Annotated in this window: 23 protein-coding genes and 1 pseudogene; 12 read left to right on the top strand and 12 right to left on the bottom strand. The window is 43.9% G+C overall.

Annotation, left to right across the window (positions count from 1 at the left end; translation table 11 throughout):
- On the top strand, positions 1-1,141 hold a 1,141-nt coding region (locus tag RMO27_RS05095), incomplete at its 5' end, for an ATP-binding protein (protein ID WP_309729963.1).
- A gap of 205 nt (positions 1,142-1,346) precedes the next feature.
- Here RMO27_RS05095 and RMO27_RS05100 read toward each other — a convergent pair.
- On the bottom strand, positions 1,347-1,943 hold the full coding sequence (locus tag RMO27_RS05100) for a hypothetical protein (RefSeq protein WP_309729966.1): 597 nt from the start codon (positions 1,941-1,943) through the stop codon (positions 1,347-1,349).
- 367 nt (positions 1,944-2,310) lie between these two features.
- Here RMO27_RS05100 and lepB point away from each other — a divergent pair, with 367 nt between their 5' ends.
- On the top strand, positions 2,311-2,901 hold the full coding sequence (gene lepB / locus RMO27_RS05105) for a signal peptidase I (protein ID WP_309729969.1): 591 nt from the start codon (positions 2,311-2,313) through the stop codon (positions 2,899-2,901).
- A gap of 332 nt (positions 2,902-3,233) precedes the next feature.
- Positions 3,234-3,611, top strand: coding sequence for a hypothetical protein (locus tag RMO27_RS05110; RefSeq protein ID WP_309729971.1), 378 nt, complete (start codon positions 3,234-3,236; stop codon positions 3,609-3,611).
- A gap of 140 nt (positions 3,612-3,751) precedes the next feature.
- Here RMO27_RS05110 and gmk read toward each other — a convergent pair whose 3' ends face one another.
- Complete coding sequence (gmk, locus tag RMO27_RS05115) at positions 3,752-4,303, bottom strand: guanylate kinase (protein WP_309729975.1); 552 nt, start codon at positions 4,301-4,303, stop codon at positions 3,752-3,754.
- A 14-nt stretch (positions 4,304-4,317) separates the two neighbouring features.
- On the bottom strand, positions 4,318-5,289 hold the full coding sequence (locus RMO27_RS05120) for a glycosyltransferase (RefSeq protein WP_309729978.1): 972 nt from the start codon (positions 5,287-5,289) through the stop codon (positions 4,318-4,320).
- A gap of 556 nt (positions 5,290-5,845) precedes the next feature.
- Between RMO27_RS05120 and RMO27_RS05125 the strand changes: the two genes are divergently transcribed.
- Entirely contained in the window at positions 5,846-6,592 is a 747-nt protein-coding gene (locus tag RMO27_RS05125) for an SIMPL domain-containing protein (protein WP_309729981.1), read from the top strand.
- Positions 6,593-6,799: 207 nt separating this feature from the next.
- Positions 6,800-6,973, top strand: a complete 174-nt coding sequence (gene psb34 / locus RMO27_RS05130) for a photosystem II assembly protein Psb34 (protein WP_309729984.1) — start codon at positions 6,800-6,802, stop codon at positions 6,971-6,973.
- A 19-nt stretch (positions 6,974-6,992) separates the two neighbouring features.
- Here the strand turns inward: psb34 and RMO27_RS05135 are convergent, their stop codons facing one another.
- Both RMO27_RS05135 and RMO27_RS05140 read right to left on the bottom strand, forming a co-directional pair.
- The gene (locus RMO27_RS05135) at positions 6,993-7,469 is read right to left on the bottom strand and encodes a hypothetical protein (RefSeq protein WP_309729987.1); all 477 of its coding nucleotides are present in this window, start codon (positions 7,467-7,469) and stop codon (positions 6,993-6,995) included.
- Between the two features lie 197 nt (positions 7,470-7,666).
- Positions 7,667-8,851, bottom strand: coding sequence for a hypothetical protein (locus RMO27_RS05140; RefSeq protein ID WP_309729990.1), 1,185 nt, complete (start codon positions 8,849-8,851; stop codon positions 7,667-7,669).
- Between the two features lie 569 nt (positions 8,852-9,420).
- Here RMO27_RS05140 and RMO27_RS05145 point away from each other — a divergent pair.
- The 7 genes from RMO27_RS05145 to RMO27_RS05175 all read left to right on the top strand — a co-directional run bounded on the left by RMO27_RS05145 (position 9,421) and on the right by RMO27_RS05175 (position 13,564).
- Positions 9,421-10,335 carry a hypothetical protein gene (locus RMO27_RS05145; RefSeq protein ID WP_309729993.1) on the top strand — a complete coding sequence of 305 codons (915 nt, stop codon included), beginning with the start codon at positions 9,421-9,423 and terminating at the stop codon, positions 10,333-10,335.
- A 14-nt stretch (positions 10,336-10,349) separates the two neighbouring features.
- Complete coding sequence (locus tag RMO27_RS05150) at positions 10,350-10,820, top strand: 2Fe-2S iron-sulfur cluster-binding protein (protein ID WP_309729996.1); 471 nt, start codon at positions 10,350-10,352, stop codon at positions 10,818-10,820.
- 119 nt (positions 10,821-10,939) lie between these two features.
- Entirely contained in the window at positions 10,940-11,668 is a 729-nt protein-coding gene (locus RMO27_RS05155; protein ID WP_309729999.1) for a V4R domain-containing protein, read from the top strand.
- The gene (locus RMO27_RS05160) at positions 11,665-12,006 is read left to right on the top strand and encodes a hypothetical protein (protein WP_309730002.1); all 342 of its coding nucleotides are present in this window, start codon (positions 11,665-11,667) and stop codon (positions 12,004-12,006) included. The genes RMO27_RS05155 and RMO27_RS05160 overlap by 4 nt, the downstream gene beginning before the upstream one ends.
- Before the next feature lie 80 nt (positions 12,007-12,086).
- Positions 12,087-12,560, top strand: a complete 474-nt coding sequence (locus RMO27_RS05165; RefSeq protein WP_309730004.1) for a phycobilisome protein — start codon at positions 12,087-12,089, stop codon at positions 12,558-12,560.
- A gap of 61 nt (positions 12,561-12,621) precedes the next feature.
- Positions 12,622-13,281, top strand: coding sequence for a hypothetical protein (locus RMO27_RS05170; RefSeq protein WP_309730007.1), 660 nt, complete (start codon positions 12,622-12,624; stop codon positions 13,279-13,281).
- Between the two features lie 43 nt (positions 13,282-13,324).
- The gene (locus tag RMO27_RS05175; RefSeq protein ID WP_309730010.1) at positions 13,325-13,564 is read left to right on the top strand and encodes a 2Fe-2S iron-sulfur cluster-binding protein; all 240 of its coding nucleotides are present in this window, start codon (positions 13,325-13,327) and stop codon (positions 13,562-13,564) included.
- 21 nt (positions 13,565-13,585) lie between these two features.
- On the opposite strand, the gene RMO27_RS05180 is transcribed toward RMO27_RS05175, so the two are convergent.
- The 7 genes and pseudogenes from RMO27_RS05180 to secA all read right to left on the bottom strand — a co-directional run.
- A complete protein-coding gene (locus tag RMO27_RS05180; RefSeq protein ID WP_309730013.1) occupies positions 13,586-14,008 on the bottom strand; it encodes a GNAT family N-acetyltransferase in 423 nt (140 codons plus the stop codon).
- Positions 14,009-14,029: 21 nt separating this feature from the next.
- Positions 14,030-14,257 (bottom strand): type II toxin-antitoxin system HicA family toxin, encoded by a 228-nt coding sequence (locus RMO27_RS05185; protein ID WP_309730016.1) that lies wholly within the window; start codon positions 14,255-14,257, stop codon positions 14,030-14,032.
- On the bottom strand, positions 14,250-14,459 hold the full coding sequence (locus tag RMO27_RS05190) for a type II toxin-antitoxin system HicB family antitoxin (RefSeq protein ID WP_309730019.1): 210 nt from the start codon (positions 14,457-14,459) through the stop codon (positions 14,250-14,252). The genes RMO27_RS05185 and RMO27_RS05190 overlap by 8 nt, the downstream gene beginning before the upstream one ends.
- A gap of 19 nt (positions 14,460-14,478) precedes the next feature.
- Positions 14,479-14,688, bottom strand: a complete 210-nt coding sequence (locus RMO27_RS05195) for a type II toxin-antitoxin system HicA family toxin (RefSeq protein WP_309730022.1) — start codon at positions 14,686-14,688, stop codon at positions 14,479-14,481.
- Positions 14,685-14,888 carry a type II toxin-antitoxin system HicB family antitoxin gene (locus RMO27_RS05200; protein WP_309730025.1) on the bottom strand — a complete coding sequence of 68 codons (204 nt, stop codon included), beginning with the start codon at positions 14,886-14,888 and terminating at the stop codon, positions 14,685-14,687. Before RMO27_RS05200 ends, RMO27_RS05195 begins: the two co-directional genes overlap by 4 nt.
- Positions 14,889-15,255: 367 nt before the next feature.
- Entirely contained in the window at positions 15,256-15,486 is a 231-nt protein-coding gene (locus tag RMO27_RS05205; protein WP_309730029.1) for a hypothetical protein, read from the bottom strand.
- 296 nt (positions 15,487-15,782) lie between these two features.
- A pseudogene (gene secA, locus RMO27_RS05210) lies at positions 15,783-16,668 on the bottom strand (preprotein translocase subunit SecA); the annotation flags it as partial.

The raw sequence follows: 16,668 nt of genomic DNA on the forward strand, positions 1-16,668 counted from the left end.
GAACTTTCGTTCTACTATCGAACGCTATCGCTCTGAAAATAGTGCATCATTCTTCGGTCAGATATCATCACTGAATTTTTGTTCTGAGGTCACACTAAACAATCATCAATATCACAACGATCGACAAACAGATCGAATCAACACCCCACAGTATTTAAAAACCATTCCAGATCTCGTACCTATTTATGGGCGCACTCAAGAGCTAGATTTACTCAAGAACTGGATACTCACAGAACGATGTCGATCGATCGTCATCTACAGTACTTCAGGTATTGGTAAAACTGCTCTAGCTAGACAATTATTAGAAGATCTTAAAGGTGAGTTTGATGAGATAGTTTGGCAAAGTTTAGGTTGTCAGCGTTCTCTGGTTGAATTTATCGATCGAAATCTGATCGCATCACTCAAGATCGAAGCTCTACCAGAACCACCATTAGATTTAGAAGCTAGATTATCGCTACTGCTCGAACATTTTCGAGAGCATCGCTGTTTGATAATTTTAGACGATCTCGATCGACTATTTAGTAGTGGTACACTAGCGGGTAATTATACGGAAGAATATCGAGAGTATCGGGAATTATTGAGACGAATTTGGGAGACAAATCATCAAAGCTGTGTATTGCTGCTGAGTCATGAAGAGCCGAGCGAACTTGCGGCGATAGCTGGAAAGAATAGCTCGATTCATTCACTACCACTCGGCGGAGTGGGTGCAGGTGGTAGGGAAATATTTAGAGCTAATGGTTTGAGAGATGAAGAGCAATGGGATGATGCGATCGAATATTTGGGTGGAAATCCAGCCTACTTAGAATCAGTATCGATCGCGATTAATAAGTTATTTGGTGGTAAAGTTAGTGAATTTTGTAAATATGAAGAGTTATTCCTAACTGAAGAGATCGCGTCGCGGCTAACTTATCAATTTAATAGATTTTCAGACTCGGAACGAGAAGTGATGAGATTGTTAGCTGGGGAGACTATGCCAATAACGATATCTACATTTATCGAATCGTTAAATATATCGCCAGCAGATATTGGTAATGCGATCGTCTCATTAGGGAGACGGGGATTAATCGATCGAACTGAGACGGACGAGGGTACATTTTTTGGCTTGAGATCGATAGTCAAACAATTTGGATCTCAGCGTTAATCGATCGAGTCAGCTACCTATAAAATGCCTAAAAACTCTCCTGCTATCCCCACGATTTACTTTGGTTCAGCCATAGAATTTAGGATAAGTGGCTGAGTAGCTGCTACTGAGAGAATGAATAAAATCTAAAAGGCTTAATTGCAATAGTTCGCTTAGTATACTACTAGTAGTTTAGAAGAAGATCGAGAAGTAATCCACTAGTAAGCTAATGGCTTAATATCCACTTGAGAATCCCAAGGATTTTCTGCACTGGTGTAACTAAATAATTAGTAGAATCGATGGTTACATTACTATCCTCTAACTTGAGAAACTGCCACAACGTACCACTAGTTACACATCCATAAATAACAGAGATAGATTGCTCTTGACTTAGATTATAGAATTGGGCTGCAAGCATCTCAGCCACACATTGACCCAATCCAGTTTCTATCTCTCCTCGTTTTGCTTCCACCAACATTAATATAGGAGCATCGATCGTAAATGGATTTTCAGATCGACTAAATAGAAAATCACAGAAGCCATTTAGACCCCTATCTCTATCTACATTAAACTCCTCACCAGAAAACAATTGTACCCGCTCGTTAGCCAGCCTTCTTGCTTCAACTAAAATTGGACTGACTAATAATTCAGATTTAGCTTTCTCAGTTCTAGCTCTTTCAGCTAGAGAGAACGACTGATCGAAGATGGTTAGAAATTCTACTTGAGGTTCAGTAGGAGCTAGAGATTCGCAAAAGCGATCGTTTATTAGATTCAGTTTAAATTGATTTTTAACTGAATCTAAAGTGAAATTGTTATAAGCCATAATTAGTAAGACACTAATAAACTCCTTCTATTCTACGTTAACATCTGATACCTCTTATCCTTACTTTTCCATCCCAATAACAATCGCTCACAACTCTCTCCAGTCTCATTCTCATCAATTTCAATCAAATCTGCTGGCTCCTCCTCTAAATCTCGAAGATATTCCTTCAACACTCCACCAGTAGCGATCTCCCGCATTTTGTTACGAGTTATCCCTTATAAATGGAGTGGTTAAAACCACTTTGAGTATCGGTAGCAACTTGGGTTATGATACCTAGCAGTGAGCGATGGGAGACGATCTTCACCTCGCAAATGATTTAGGATTGCTATAGCAGCAATATGTTTAGCTTTCCTCAATCACCGCCGCCATGAAGACCAATCCAGAGCAATCCAATTCAGAACCGACTTCACCCCAACCTTTGCTGGTGCAATGGTGGCAAAAATGGCGTGAAAATATTACCATCTTGGTGCTGGCTGTCGGATTGGCGGTGTTGCTTCGGACATTTGTCGCCGAGCCGCGCTATATTCCCTCCGAGTCGATGTTACCAACATTGGAAATCGGCGATCGCTTAATTGTCGAAAAACTCTCATACTATACCCACCTGCCCCAACACGGTGACATTATCGTCTTTGCACCACCAATCCAGTTGCGGGAGCAGGGCTACTTAGAAGAACAAGCTTTTATCAAACGCGTGATCGGTTTGCCTGGAGATCAGATCGAAGTTAAAAATGGTCGCGTCTACATTGATGGCGCGCCATCAACCGAACGATATATCGCCGAGACTCCTAATTATGCCATGTCGCCAATGGTCGTCCCCCCAGACAAATTATTTGTGATGGGCGACAACCGCAATAATAGTAACGACTCCCACGTATGGGGGTTCTTGCCCAAGGCTAATGTGATCGGACATGCTTGCTTTCGGTTTTGGCCGATCGACAGGTTCGGTGGTGTCAGCTAGATCGAAAAAAAGACCGATCGTTAGTTAACTAACAATCGGTCTAGAAGCTAAAACCCCGATTTTCCCTAGCGGTGAAATATCAATAAGAGACTAACAGCACTAAAAAAACATTGTTGAATGTTGGTAGCTTAATTACTTTCGCTAAGCTTGCCAACCTTCTAAACCAAATATAACCTGCCCGCGATCGCATCGGCATCAGCCATTTAGACGACTAACCGTCAAATACATAGACTCGATCGCGACAAGTAGACTATTCTGGAAATAAGACTTTACACTAGATTCTAGAATATTGCCCCAGCCTGGCACGTCCACTCTCTATCCCCTACCCCCTCATGTATTACTTTCCTCAAGATCCTCCATATTTCATTTTAATCGCTGGTTTACTTGCGGGTATCGCTTGTGGTGCGGCTTTCGATGGCACTCTCCGCCAAAATGTCAAAACTTGGTCGGCAGATCGCAATAACATCATTCTGGCCAATAGCGATGGTATCAACTTGCGATTGCCCTTTTTGGGAGTATGTGTGGGGATTATTTTCTTTCTCTCGGCTGGTTTAGAAATCTTCGGATTTCCGACTTGGCTATCGTATAGCATCGCTTTTCCGTTGACGTTATTAATTGCAATCTTGCTGTGGTTTCAGCTCCGAGTCGTATTCAGACAACTGGATCGAGGCGGTTCTCCTGCTCTAGATTTGGACTCTTGGGAAGAATAATTTCAGAGCTGGTATTAGTTTTAGATCCGGCGATGGCGATCGCTCTAATTACAACCAAAACCATCGGGTACCCACGAAGGGCACCCCTACAGATTTATTGCGTAGGGGTGCCCCGCGTGGGTACCCTGATCCAATCCTGACTAAGCACTACCAACCAATCTGTCTAGTTCTGCCAATGCTGTGTCGAAGTCATCGTTGACGATCCGATAGTCAAACTCACTTTGCGCAGCAATTTCTACTCGTGCTTGCTCTAGACGCTGGAGGATTGCTGCGGGACTATCGGTACCCCGCTCTCGAATCCGCATTTCGAGCGTCTGAAGGTCGGGTGGCAAGATAAAGATTCGTAAGGCATCCGGGAAAATTTTGGCGACTTGTCTGGCTCCAGCTAGCTCGATTTCCAGGATAATCGATCGACCCAGATCGAGTTGAGCTTGCACTGGCACGATCGGTGTGCCATAATAGTTGCCGGCAAACTCTGCCCATTCTAACAGCGAGCCAGCCGCGATCTCCGCCTCAAATCGATCGCAATCGTAGAAATAGTAGTGAACACCGTCTACCTCGCCGACACGGGGCGATCTGGTAGTCGCAGAGACCGACAAATAGAGTTCGGGATGCTTTGCGAGTAAAGCTTTGAGTAACGTTCCTTTCCCGACACCACTCGGCCCAGTTAAAACTATCAGTTTGCCCGTCATAGCTAGCTTGCGATCTAATGAGAACTCATATCCGCATTGTACTCTCGATCGCTACTTGGGAGACATGTCTGTATTGCAGCATCAATTTTGAATTTATATCTCAGATGCTGCCCTAAACACCGATAATAGGAGCGGAATAATCTCAGCGTCCGTTTTAATCTCTGTACAGAAATATCTCTATAGCTTTTATAATCGCTAAAGTTAGTTTGAGCCAGAGTAGCTTGGAACATCGGAGAATTGACATGAATCCATTCTCCTAAAAAATCAAATGGCTTAGGAGAGCCGACAAAATGAAATATATCATTTAGGCTCGATTTAATTGAATCTGAATTTGGATATAAAGGATGATTGTAAGATGGATCGATGACTTGAAAGTTTTCATAGAAAATGCAATTTAGGATCGCCTCATCTCCAAAGGCTAATCGATCGACATATTTATTTGCAAATGCTAAGCATTTGGCGGTAATATCCAGTTCTCTCCATTTTTTGAGATCCATCAACATCACGCCAGAATTAAAATACTTAGCTTCTTGATTCATCCCAATTGACTGATAGAAGCTACTTCTGAGAGAATCGGCAATTGTTTCAACTGCGGAAGCTCCAATTGTAAATCCATTGAGATCTGTATCGAACAGCTCTTGGAGATCTTTGTGGACACATAGATCGCTATCAAGATATATAATCCGATCTTCTGGTAATAAGCTGGCAAGAACTAACTTGGTAAAATTAAACTTGTTGCCATGCAATCCGCTAAATTTACCAAACAAAGATACTTCATCAAATTCAATAATATTCAGTTGGTATTTGTGAGCGAATGGCTGTAGTGTATTGTGAATTTTACCTATGTCTGTAGATTTATAGCCCTTGCATATTAAATTTATTTTAACTGGACACTGGGAGCTTTGCATGAGTGAGTACAAAGTCACATGCAAGCCAATTTCAATATTTTTGTCCGCACACAATCCAACTGATATTCCCGATTCCATATATCAATCCAATCCTGGGAGTAAATCCAAATTAAAACTTTAATGTCACAACAAAGTTCCATGTGTTTATCGTTCCCACGATCGGTAATAATCTACCAATAATATTGCTGATTTCTAGGTTGGGAGTATCCATCGATCGAAAGTAAGACCGATCTAAAATGTTCACATGCTAATTAACCTGAGCATAACGATGCCCGTGTCAATGAATCGTCCGAGATGGGTGCGATCGATACTTTTGAGGAATTTAGGTCGCTTGCTCACAAGTTCCTCATATTTATCGGCCATAATTTAAATTTTTAGCTCTGGGCGATCAGAGCGCGAAAGGCAGCTTAACTACGCGCCCAACCCAGTCAAGTTTGTGCAAAGCTCACTTACGGTTTCATCGATCTGGAATGGCTGGAGATGTGAATCGATCGAGTGCAGAGATAATCATGACGATCTAATCTTATTGTCTGGACACCTTTCAGGAATCGCCGATCGCTTTGCTGTAGTTAGGATTGAGGCGGATGGACGGCCATCTGATTCAAACTAATTTATTGTGTGTGAGGCACAAGTCATGGACAGAGCTGGATCGCGTTATCGGTTTCCCGAATTACTATTGGGATTGGGTTTACTATCTGTTTCAATGATTGTCAGTTCATTTCTGTGGGCGGGAGCAATTCGGAACGTCAAACGGGTGGATGATGCCCTGACGATTACGGGTTCTGCCAAACGACCGATTAAATCGGATTTTATCGTCTGGCGCGTATCGCTAGCGAGTCAACAGCCGACGACACAGGCGGCATATCAGGAGCTAAAAGCACGGATCGATCGCGTTCAACGCTATCTCAAGGAAGCCAAAGTCAATCCCGCCGAGATTTCGCTGGAGTCACTCGCAACCGTCGCACTGCCAGAAATCATTAATGGCAAGGAAACTGGTAAAACCGCTGCTTATAGATTGAGCCAAAAACTGGAGATTCGATCGACTCAAGTCGATCGATATGCCAAACTCTCCCAACAAATTACCGAACTGATTAATGAAGGTATCCCGCTGACTTCCGAGCCGCCCGAATATCTCTACACCGAACTGAGCAAAGTGCGGATCGAGATGGTCGCCGAAGCCACCAAGGATGCCAAAGCCAGAGCTGAATCAATTGCCGCTAGTACGGGCAATCGTGTTGGTGGCGTGCGGAGTGCCGATACGGGTGTATTTCAAATTACGCCCCGCCACTCGACGGATGTGACAGGCGAAGGTCGCTACGACACTAGTTCGATCGAAAAAGACATTACCGCAGTAGTTTCGGTCAAATTTGGGATCGACTAGCTATCTACAAGTGGGGCTAATTACCCCACTTTTTTAGTGATGGCTGGCAGATCTGCAATCGATCTAGCAAGCAAGCCATCGCACACAAATTTTTATTACAGTTTGAGTATTTAGACGATAAGGTCTACGACTTAAATAATAAGATAGGTAAAATTTTAATCAACTTTTTTCACACAATTTTTTTCACACAATCTGAGGTTAGTATCGATGCCCTATCTGAATAATGACGGCGATAGTAGGTTAAACAATTTTCCCACCGAGCCAAAAATGTATGTCGCCGAATCCACTAGTATCGATGGCAACCGCAACTATCTAGTCATCGGAGTTGTCGGGTTAGTATTGACGATCAGCTCGATCTTAATCGCGATGGCGGTATCCTAAAGTCGATTGGGGTGTGTACTCATGCCCCATAGTTCCTGAGTTTGCCCAAATAACAGTCATTGAGCCAGATTCTAATTGCTTCGCCGACGATCGTGCGACTACTTTCGATCGGGGGTGAGATCGGGTTATTGGCAAGGGGAAATCCCCCTGTCCGCGTGTAGATATTCGCCAATCGCCACCCCTGGCGAGTCTGAGCGAGAAATAACCAGTGAAACTGCTGGATCTGCGCCGATCGAGTCCCCGTATATTGATTTTCTAAGGTGCTGATAAATACTTGGGTTGCTGATGCCTGCGGAAATTGGGACGGATATTCGCGGCTGACGATCGGCAGTGGTTGGAGTTCTGGGGCACTGGCCGTCACGATCGAACTGTACACCTGATCGCTACGTTTGCGCCGTCGTTGCACGATCCGATTGCCATAGCTAGGCAAGTCTCGCACCAATAGCTCGGCTAGACTAGACAATTTGACGGGGCAAGTAACTGGTTTCCCGTCCACGATCTGCTCAATTGGTATTGTAAATTGAGGACTTAATTTTGGCGAAATATTCTTCAGCAACAATGTTGATGCACGCGGAGCGCACCAACTAGCAATGCTCAAATTACATGCAGGCAGATAATGCAACTTCACACCTAGCGATCGGATTCGATCGCTATTGTCAACTGTCAACTGTCAACTGTCAACTGTTCACCAAGCTACTGATTCCGAATTTGGGAGGCTAATTGTAGTAACTCAGCCCACCGGAGTTGATATTTTTTATCTGTTAATTTGAGGGTTTTGACGATCGATTCCTTGCTGCGATCGGCTTGTTTGAGCTGCATGAATTCTTGCTGCTCGCTGGATAATTGGGCGGAAAATAGTTCCCACTGGCGATCTGTTAAGCCCAGTTTGCGATCAATTTCCGCGCCCAGCCATTGATGTACCAGTTCCCAATTGGCGACATGGGCAAATTTTTCGATGTGGTATTTGAATTTTTGTTGGAGATAGTCGCGCTCTCTAGTCGTCAATCCCAAAATTTTTTCGATTTCTGGGGCAGAGAGATCTTCGAGTTTGAGCAGGAGATAATCTACACAAGCCGATTGATTCTGAGTGGTGAAATAAGCCACCAATTCCTCGACAACGCGCTCGCGCAGAACTTCTTCGCTCCCATCGACATTATCAGACACCATCTTGGCACGGATTTGTTGCATCAATTTCGAGCCAGCATCACCATCCTCGTCGCGGGCGGTTTCAAAAGCCTGCTCGATATCGACGGATGTTTCACTAGGTTGACGCTTGGCAAAAGTTTGGGCGCGGAGGACGATCAGTTGCTGAGTGCTGCCATAGCGCAGATGAATCCGCCGTTTAGCATAACATTCGGTAAAGACCATATACTCCGCTAATTGGATCGGGCTGCGGGGAGTATAAGTATCTTCAAGCAGATTCTCGCGGCGAAATGCTTTGAGAGATTCAACATAAAATTCTTGCAAGAAATCTTCAATCAGGGAGTATCTGGCTTGAAATCCGAGTTGCGATTGGGGAATCGTAATATAGCGATAGACGATCGAACTTAGATGACTGTGTAGCTCGATCCGGCCTTGGATCGAACCTAGTTGATAATAGTAGAGACACTTGGAGACGCGATGGCGAGCCAAACCAGTCCGCCAAGATTCGCTGATACCGGAATTTTGAATCCGTTCGCTTTTGGCACAGATTCGATCGACTTCTACGGCAATTCGATCTGCTACATCTCGCATCGTAACTACAGATCCAGTGACTTGAGTTTGGAGAGCTTCGACTAACATTTCTGGAAGTGGCTGCTTGCTGGATAGTAGTACTACTACGTTTGATTGTTGTTGGCGGGTGCTGGTGGCTGGCAGACACTGAGGATGCGCGTTCATGGTGTGTTTCTTCCCTGACGATGCAAGCTGATAGTTGCTTACATATCGAATGTACGCGCTAAAAACAGGAATTACGTATGATGTGTGTCACTTTTTTTACACTTGTTTGATCGTGCTTCTCAGTGACCGATAGCAAAATGAGAATCTTAAAGCCCAATCCCTGTGTGGGTTCCAGTTTTCGCCAATCTACTATATTGATATATGTAAAGTTTGCTGGGTGTATTTGCGATCGATTTATGTGAATTTGGAATGGACAGTTGGTTCAAGTGGCACATCCGAGTGGTGAATTAGCGAATGAAGTTAGAGAGCCTCAGTTACAGCACCAAAATCTACGTAAATACCGATATCAAGTTTTGTAAAGATTAGGACAGAATGGAATCTAATGACTATGTGCTGCTGCCAAATTAGTTCAAGACGACGATCTAACTGCCATAACTGGGAATACTCAGTACATCACCAGCGGATTTTCGGATCTTAACTACCCAGCCATTCAGGTTGAGACATGATTAACGTTTCAAGTGTTTAAGTCGCTTTTCTAATCTCTAGATAATCAATGTGCGATAGAAGAGATGCATACTACCATTGAACCTCAAGATATGACAGATCCAGTTCTGCCACTAATCCGCATTTTATTAGCAGAATCAGATCCAGCAGAGGTCGATCGCATCGTCGCGACTATCGATCCAGAATTTCAGGCTGAGATTAAGATTGCCAAAACTTACGAACAGCTTTTGGAAAGAATTGCATTAGAAAAACCGCAACTAGTATTTTTAGGCAAGATCGGTAGCTCTGATTATCAGGCGATCTGTAAAGGCTGTCGCCAAACGAATCCGCAGCTACCGATCGTGCTGATTTCGCAACTGAAAGCCGTCAGCGATTCTTTTCTCAAGTTAGTGGTGACTTGCGGTTTGACAGATGTAATTAGCCACGATCCAGTAAGACTGAATCAAATAGTTCAGCAAATATCTAAGCATCCAGGCACTATTCGTACTCAACAAGACGATCGGATTGCTGCTAGTCTTGCCGCTCAGGCTGCTGTAGGTACAGGCAGTCGCCAAGATTCGCCAACTATATTACATAACCTTACAGATCAACAGTCACCAACTGAACCGCTACCGTCCGCTTCAAAAGATCGGGAGACGAGGATCTCATGCCGAATCATGCTCGCAGCAATGGAAGAGATTATCTCAGTTAGTAATAATTACTTTGGCCCCTTAGCACAAGGAAATTACTGGCGCAAGGCACACGCCCAAATCATTGATGAGTTTCCATTTATTACGAACTGGTCGGCAGATCACTTTAGTAAGATTACTTGCCAAGAACATATTTTAGAGCGGGAATTAACAGCAGAAAATATTGATAACTTGCGGGTCTGGGTAAATCTATTTATTAAAGAATGTGAGCGAATCATTATTGATTTCAGAGCGATCTTGACTAATTCAGATCTCTCACCATTGGCAAAAGATCTACTAATTACACCTTAAATATAAATTACATCATGGCAACAGTCACCCTCACTATTGACGGCAAACGAGTGGAAGCCGAGCAAAACTCTACTATTCTATCCGTATTTAAAGAGCATGATATCTTGGTCAACCAGATCTGTGGCGGACAAGGGATGTGTGCTTCTTGCCATTTCTTTGTGGTGGATGGATCGGCGGCTTTGACAGAGCAAACGAAACAGGAGCAGATGACACTTCAGTTTACCAAAATCGATCGACCGGGAGCGAGACTAGCCTGTCAAACTCGCGCGATCGGCGAAGGGATCGTGATTGAGTTACCAAACGGAACTTTCGTCGAATCAGAGGAAGATTTGGAACGGCAGATCGGTAAAAAAGCCGATAAAACACTGATCCATCCGATGACTGGGGAGGTGTTAGTCCAAGCAGGTAAATTGGTACTTCGATCGGCTCTCGAAAAAATGAAAGAAGCTAGTAGTAAATTCGCCGATTATTTATCAAAAAATTAACAGCATAGTAATAATGACCTCCGAATTGGGATTAATAGGTCTAGCCATATATATTTAGTCAAGCATTTACTACATTCCCACTACCATTGAAATCTATAATCGCTACGTAGAGCTACATTATGATATCTCAAGATCGCAGACAAATTGTCCAAAATACCCCCAATCCAATCGTCTCTACTCGTGACGTAGCCCACTACAGCCGCGCCCAATTCTTTCAGTTCGATACAGAACAGGGCAAGATTGCTGACTATCACCGTCAGCGCAATTTACTCGTCGGAGAAGACTTCATCGTCTCCCTCTTAAAAGGGCTAGAACATGAAGTTGGCGAAGCAGCAGGATGGCTGTGTTATCAGATTGGATTTGAATGGGGTAAGCAAGATGCCGTCCTCTTTCAAGCTTGGTTCGCGGAATTTTATAACTTGACATTGGAGACATCAAATCTCGCCTTTGCGATGGAAACATGGTGGTGGCCATACACAGTCCAAGGTTGGGGTACTTGGTCGCCTAATCTGGAGAATCGGGCAAGTGGCTTTTTCTATGTCGATTTGTTTGATTCGGCAGTTGCTAAAACGCTGGGATATATGGGTAAGCCAGTCTGTCATCTATATGCAGGGCTGCTAGCAGGATTTTTTAGCGTAGCATTCAAGCAAGATCTGTGCAGTACAGAGATCCAGTGCTATGCAATGGGCAATGACTTTTGTCGATTTCTGGTCGGTTCTGCCGATCGCATTCAAGCTGCCGAATTTTGGATTGCTTCGGGTGCTAAAGCTACTGAAATTGCCGAACGCTTTGATGCGGGGGAAATTGCCGCCGAACCCGAACTAAAGATTGAGACAGAGGTAATATGAAAAACAGCGATCGTCGTAAGTCAAGAAGAAGTCCATTTGTCCGGTTTGTCAGAGGTGTCTTGAGATTATTCAAGGTCTTATTCAGACCGAAACAGAAAAATCTCAAATCTGCGGAAGACTATCAAAATGAGCTGCGGATGGCAGAGCTGGATCGTCGGAGCAGAGAATCAGAAGAGCGTCGGAGCAGAGAATCAGAAGAGCAACAGAGAGAACAGCTAATTGCTGTTGGCGAGCTATTTGGACGGATAAAATGGCAAGATGCTCAGTCAACTGTGCTACTCACAAAGCCAGTAGATATTACTACCACTACTCGGAGTCGTGATGCTTCCTTGAATTAAACTTCAAGGTCAAAAGTTAACTGAGATATTTAAATAAAATATCTCCACTGATTAGATTTTATTTGTATGGAGCTAAAACAATGATTACATTATTAGAGACTTTAGTGGATGGGGCAGATGGAGCTTATGCAAGTAAGCAGGATCTCCGCAATTTGGAACATGTGATGTTCTCATGGTCGGAACGCAAAGAAGCTTATTTAGCGATCGAAACCAATGAAAAAGCAATTATCGATCGGGCACTGAAGCTGATTCAAAGTAATAAAAAGGCACCGACGGATCGATCGATGGACGATGCAGCTACTATGGCTCGTTGTCGCCGCGATATGACTTTGACACTGAGATCCTACTCATTGGCAATGCTATTACAAGATGAGGAAATGTTAAAAGATCGGTTTTTGCATTGGCAGAAGAACATTCTTCAGTCGATGGGCTTGAAAAATTATCAAGGTATTAAATTCGTACTAGAGTCGATTTGTCTCGAATTACCAAAAGAACAGGCAAATTTATTTAAACCTTACTTTAACCTCGGTCAAGAGATGCTCGACTCTAATTAAAGTAAACAGTTGCACCGGTGATTTACGATCGCCACTCTTAATACTAGGAAAATTATTTTGTATGGCTACATCACTGTCGATCGAATCGAGCATTTCCATTCCGGCAAATTGCTTTACCCCGAAAGGCTATGTCAAATCCCATCCCGCTTCGGGATTGCTATCTACCCGTTATGGCGATCGCTTGATTGCCGTACCAGAATTGCTCTTGCGGAGTATTCCCAAAACCTTGCGGGAGGAAGCGGGAGAAGCTTCCTATCTAGCTCTGTATACCTTTGGCAATCACTGGGGCAAAACTTTTTGCGATCGCGTGATGCAGGATATGGTGAAATACCATCGCCAGCCGATCCTAGAAACGATCGCTGCTGAATTTTTTGTGAACGTGCAAGAAGCCTGGGCAGTTCACGGTTTGGGTAGACCATCGATCGATTTTAGATTAGCCGAGCGCGGACTTTTAGTCGTCTCGATCGCCAATTCTGGGATCGGTGGTGATGCCGAGATCGAAGCTGATGCGACTTCCCGTTCATTTAGTCTCGAAGCTGGTTTTCTAGCAGGTTGGTTCTCTGCCCTCACCGACAAACAGCTCCGCGCTTGTGCCAGTAATTGGAGTGCAGCTCCAGCATCACTGGAGTTCTTAGTGGGAAGCACCTCCCATATCGAATCGATCGAACGCGCCCATCTCAGTGCCGGAATGTTAACTCCAGATACACTGAACTCTTTGTAAATTAACCTCAATCTTCCGACCCCCCAATCTCCCACCAGAAATCATGTCTGTCACCGTTCTATTTTTACCCGATCGAATTACTGCGGCTGCCGAACCAGGCGAACCATTACTCGCAGTCGCCGAGCGCGCTGGCATATCGATTCCGACGAGTTGTCTCAAGGGTGCTTGTTTTGTCTGTCGAGTCGCAATTGAAGGACAAGAAGGTCCTGTTCGGGCTTGCATTACGAAGGTATCTAATGACGATTCATTGACGATCGTGCATCGTTACGCTCAAAATAATTAATCTATGGACGCGATCGAATCTTCAATTTCGTTCCATCAGATAGCAGTTATCGAGTGCTTGAATTTCTCCAAAGCCTAATCGTAGATACAAATCTTTGGCTGGATTTCCTTTGAGTACGCGCAACCGAATCGGTTTACTTGCGAGGATTGCCGATTCGATCGCCGTTTTAATTAATTGCGTACCAATTCCTTTTCTTCGATACGCTCGATCGAGTTGGATATCACCCAGATAAATGCAGTCATCCCTTTCTTCAACTTTGAGCATCCCAATATCAATTCCATCAGCTTGGATGATTTTTGTGACGTTTGGATCGAATGACTCGCGGAATTTAGTCTTATCCCACTCCCAGTTAAGTTCGACATAGTATGGCCTCATAATTGACTCATAAAATGGTTCGAGCCATTCAAGATCGTCTAATGTAGCAGCTCTTTGTGATATTTTCATGCTCTAGCATTAGCGTTTCATTTAGAGATTTTCAATAAACTCTTCGATCGCAATCTGTGCTTGCTTGAGAATACCGCTCAATGTACCAACTTTCAATTCTCGATGTAGAGGAACGACACAACCAATTTCGCCCTCTTCGGTTTCCTGTTTCATGACAACATGGCTCCCCGTTTGCCGAACTTGCTCGAAGCCCAAACGCTCAAGTGCTCGAATTGCTTCTTTGCTTGAGATCCTCGGCATTCTAGGCATAACTAACCTCGATATTAGTTACAAATCTAGGTGATGTTTGAGGTAAAGGAAATTCCTCTAAATATAGACGTGTTGCTTCTTTTAACCCAGCAATTGCTTGCTCGATTGTTTCGCCTTGGTCAAAGGTACCAACTTCTGGACATTCGGCGATGTACATATCATCTTCTTTATAGACGATCGCTGTAAAACTTTGAATTTTCATAATTTAATATCAAGTTAGATTAGATAATATCTTCTTCAGATAGTTGAGCTATTTTCATCAACGATCTCAAGGTGCCAATTTTGAGATCCTGGTTACGATGAACGGGAATTGACAGGATTTCTTCTACGTCAGGGTTATCATAAATATGATGGCTGCCAGTAACTCTTCGCAAATACCAACCTCTCTGCTCGACGATTTTGCATAGTTGCTTACCAGAAATAGATTTCATACTGCAATTTCAACAACTCGATCTGTTGGCGCAATTACGTTGCGACTATTGGCAACTTCTAACCAACCTTCGATCGCATCTTTTAAATTAGCCATCACTTCTTCCATTGAATCTCCCTCAGTAATACAGCCAGGAAGTGCCGGAACTTCTGCCCAATAGCCGCCTTCTTCTGCTGGATGAATAATTGCCTTGATGTTCATATCGTTGCCTGTTTAAAAGTTATTGAAAATCTAATAAAAATGCAGAGTGGGCAATGCCTAGCATGTTAATTCCAGGGGGAAAATAGTCCATTTTGTCCATGCAGACAGTTTTCTAGGCCAAGCTAGGCACTGTAAGGATCGATCGACATCTGGAGATCTCAAACCTGCATGAAGCCTTACCCTGTATAAGAGGACAAAAATAACATGCTAGGCAATGCCAACCAGCTCAATCTTCGCCTGTAAAATAGGTTATGAGAAGTTTGTATATTTAAGTGATTATCTCTGAAAGAGAATCAATTCACAGCAAATAATCAATTCGTGGGCAGTGCCTACCCTACAAAACTGCCCACCCTAAAGAATTACAGAACTATTCATCTTCATCTTTGTCATCGTCTTCATACGATAAAAAATCTTTTAGCTCATCTCGTGCTAAGAGTAATGCACCAATCAACTCCTCAAATATAAGATTATGAACGATATAGTCTGAAGTCAACTTTGTATTGTCTTCATATAATTTATTTAGACAGAATTCTATTGCTTCCAACGTATCAATACTTGGACGGGAATTCTCAAGTTCCTGTTGGGTAAAGTCTTTCATCTTCTCTTATTCTATAGTCTTTACTATTGATTGGAATATTTCTACCTAAAAACCTATCTATAGCAAACCGCCAAAGCTGCCTCAGCAGAACAGCGATTGAAATCGCCGCTTTGCTGAGGCAGACGCTTCGCGAACGGAATGCAAAGTCCGCCTACACGGACTAATCAAAAAACGTCCTAACAATCTTGGCTACTACTATATAGGTCACTAGACAACTAAATATCGCTAAATTATCAGTCGTAGGTTGGATTAAAAAATGAAACCCAACAGTTCAAGGTGTTGGGTTTCATAACTTTCTATGCTGCTTGGGCTTGACGTTCGGGTGAGAATTGGAACATCGAGTAAACCACATTCCGACGAATGTCGGTCATCATTTCCAAGAACATCTCATAACCTTCCTGCTTGTACTCGATCAACGGATCTTTTTGACCGTAACCGCGTAACCCGACCGATTCCCGCAGAGCATCCATCGATTGGAGGTGTTCGCGCCAGAGGGTGTCGATTTGTTGGAGGATAAAGAAGCGTTCGGCTTGACGCATCAGTCCGGCTTGCACCTTGTCGATCTGAGTTTCCTTGATATCGTAAGCTCGACGCACTTCCTCGCGCATGAAGACTTTGATTTCGTCGTAGGTCATATCGTCGATTTGGGTGGGGGTCAAATCGTCGAATAGATTCACAAATTCTCGCGCTTTGGAAACCAAGCCTTCGAGATTCCATTCCTCTGGTGGTAAGTCTGGCTCGACGTAGGCATTGACGATATCATCCATCGTGCGTTCGGCATAGCGGACGACTTGTTCTTTGAGATCTTGACCTTCGAGGACGCGACGGCGTTCGGCGTAGATGGCGCGACGTTGGTTGCTCATCACATCATCGTATTCAAACACCTGTTTGCGGATGTCGTAATAGTAAGTCTCGACTTTCTTCTGCGCACCTTCGAGGCTGTTGGTAAGCATTTTGGACTCGATGGGCATATCTTCTTCGACGCGGAAGGCATCCATCAGGGTGCTGACTCGATCGCCGCCGAAGATTTGCATCAACGGATCTTTTAAACTGAGGAAGAACTTGGTGGAGCCTTTATCGCCCTGACGACCCGCCCGACCGCGTAGTTGGTTATCTACCCGCCGCGATTCATGGCGTTCGGTACCGATGACGTGCAAACCGCCATTAGTTAGTACTTCCTCA

The sequence above is a fragment of the Chamaesiphon sp. OTE_75_metabat_556 genome, from assembly GCF_031378165.1.
GTDB lineage: Bacteria > Cyanobacteriota > Cyanobacteriia > Cyanobacteriales > Chamaesiphonaceae > Chamaesiphon.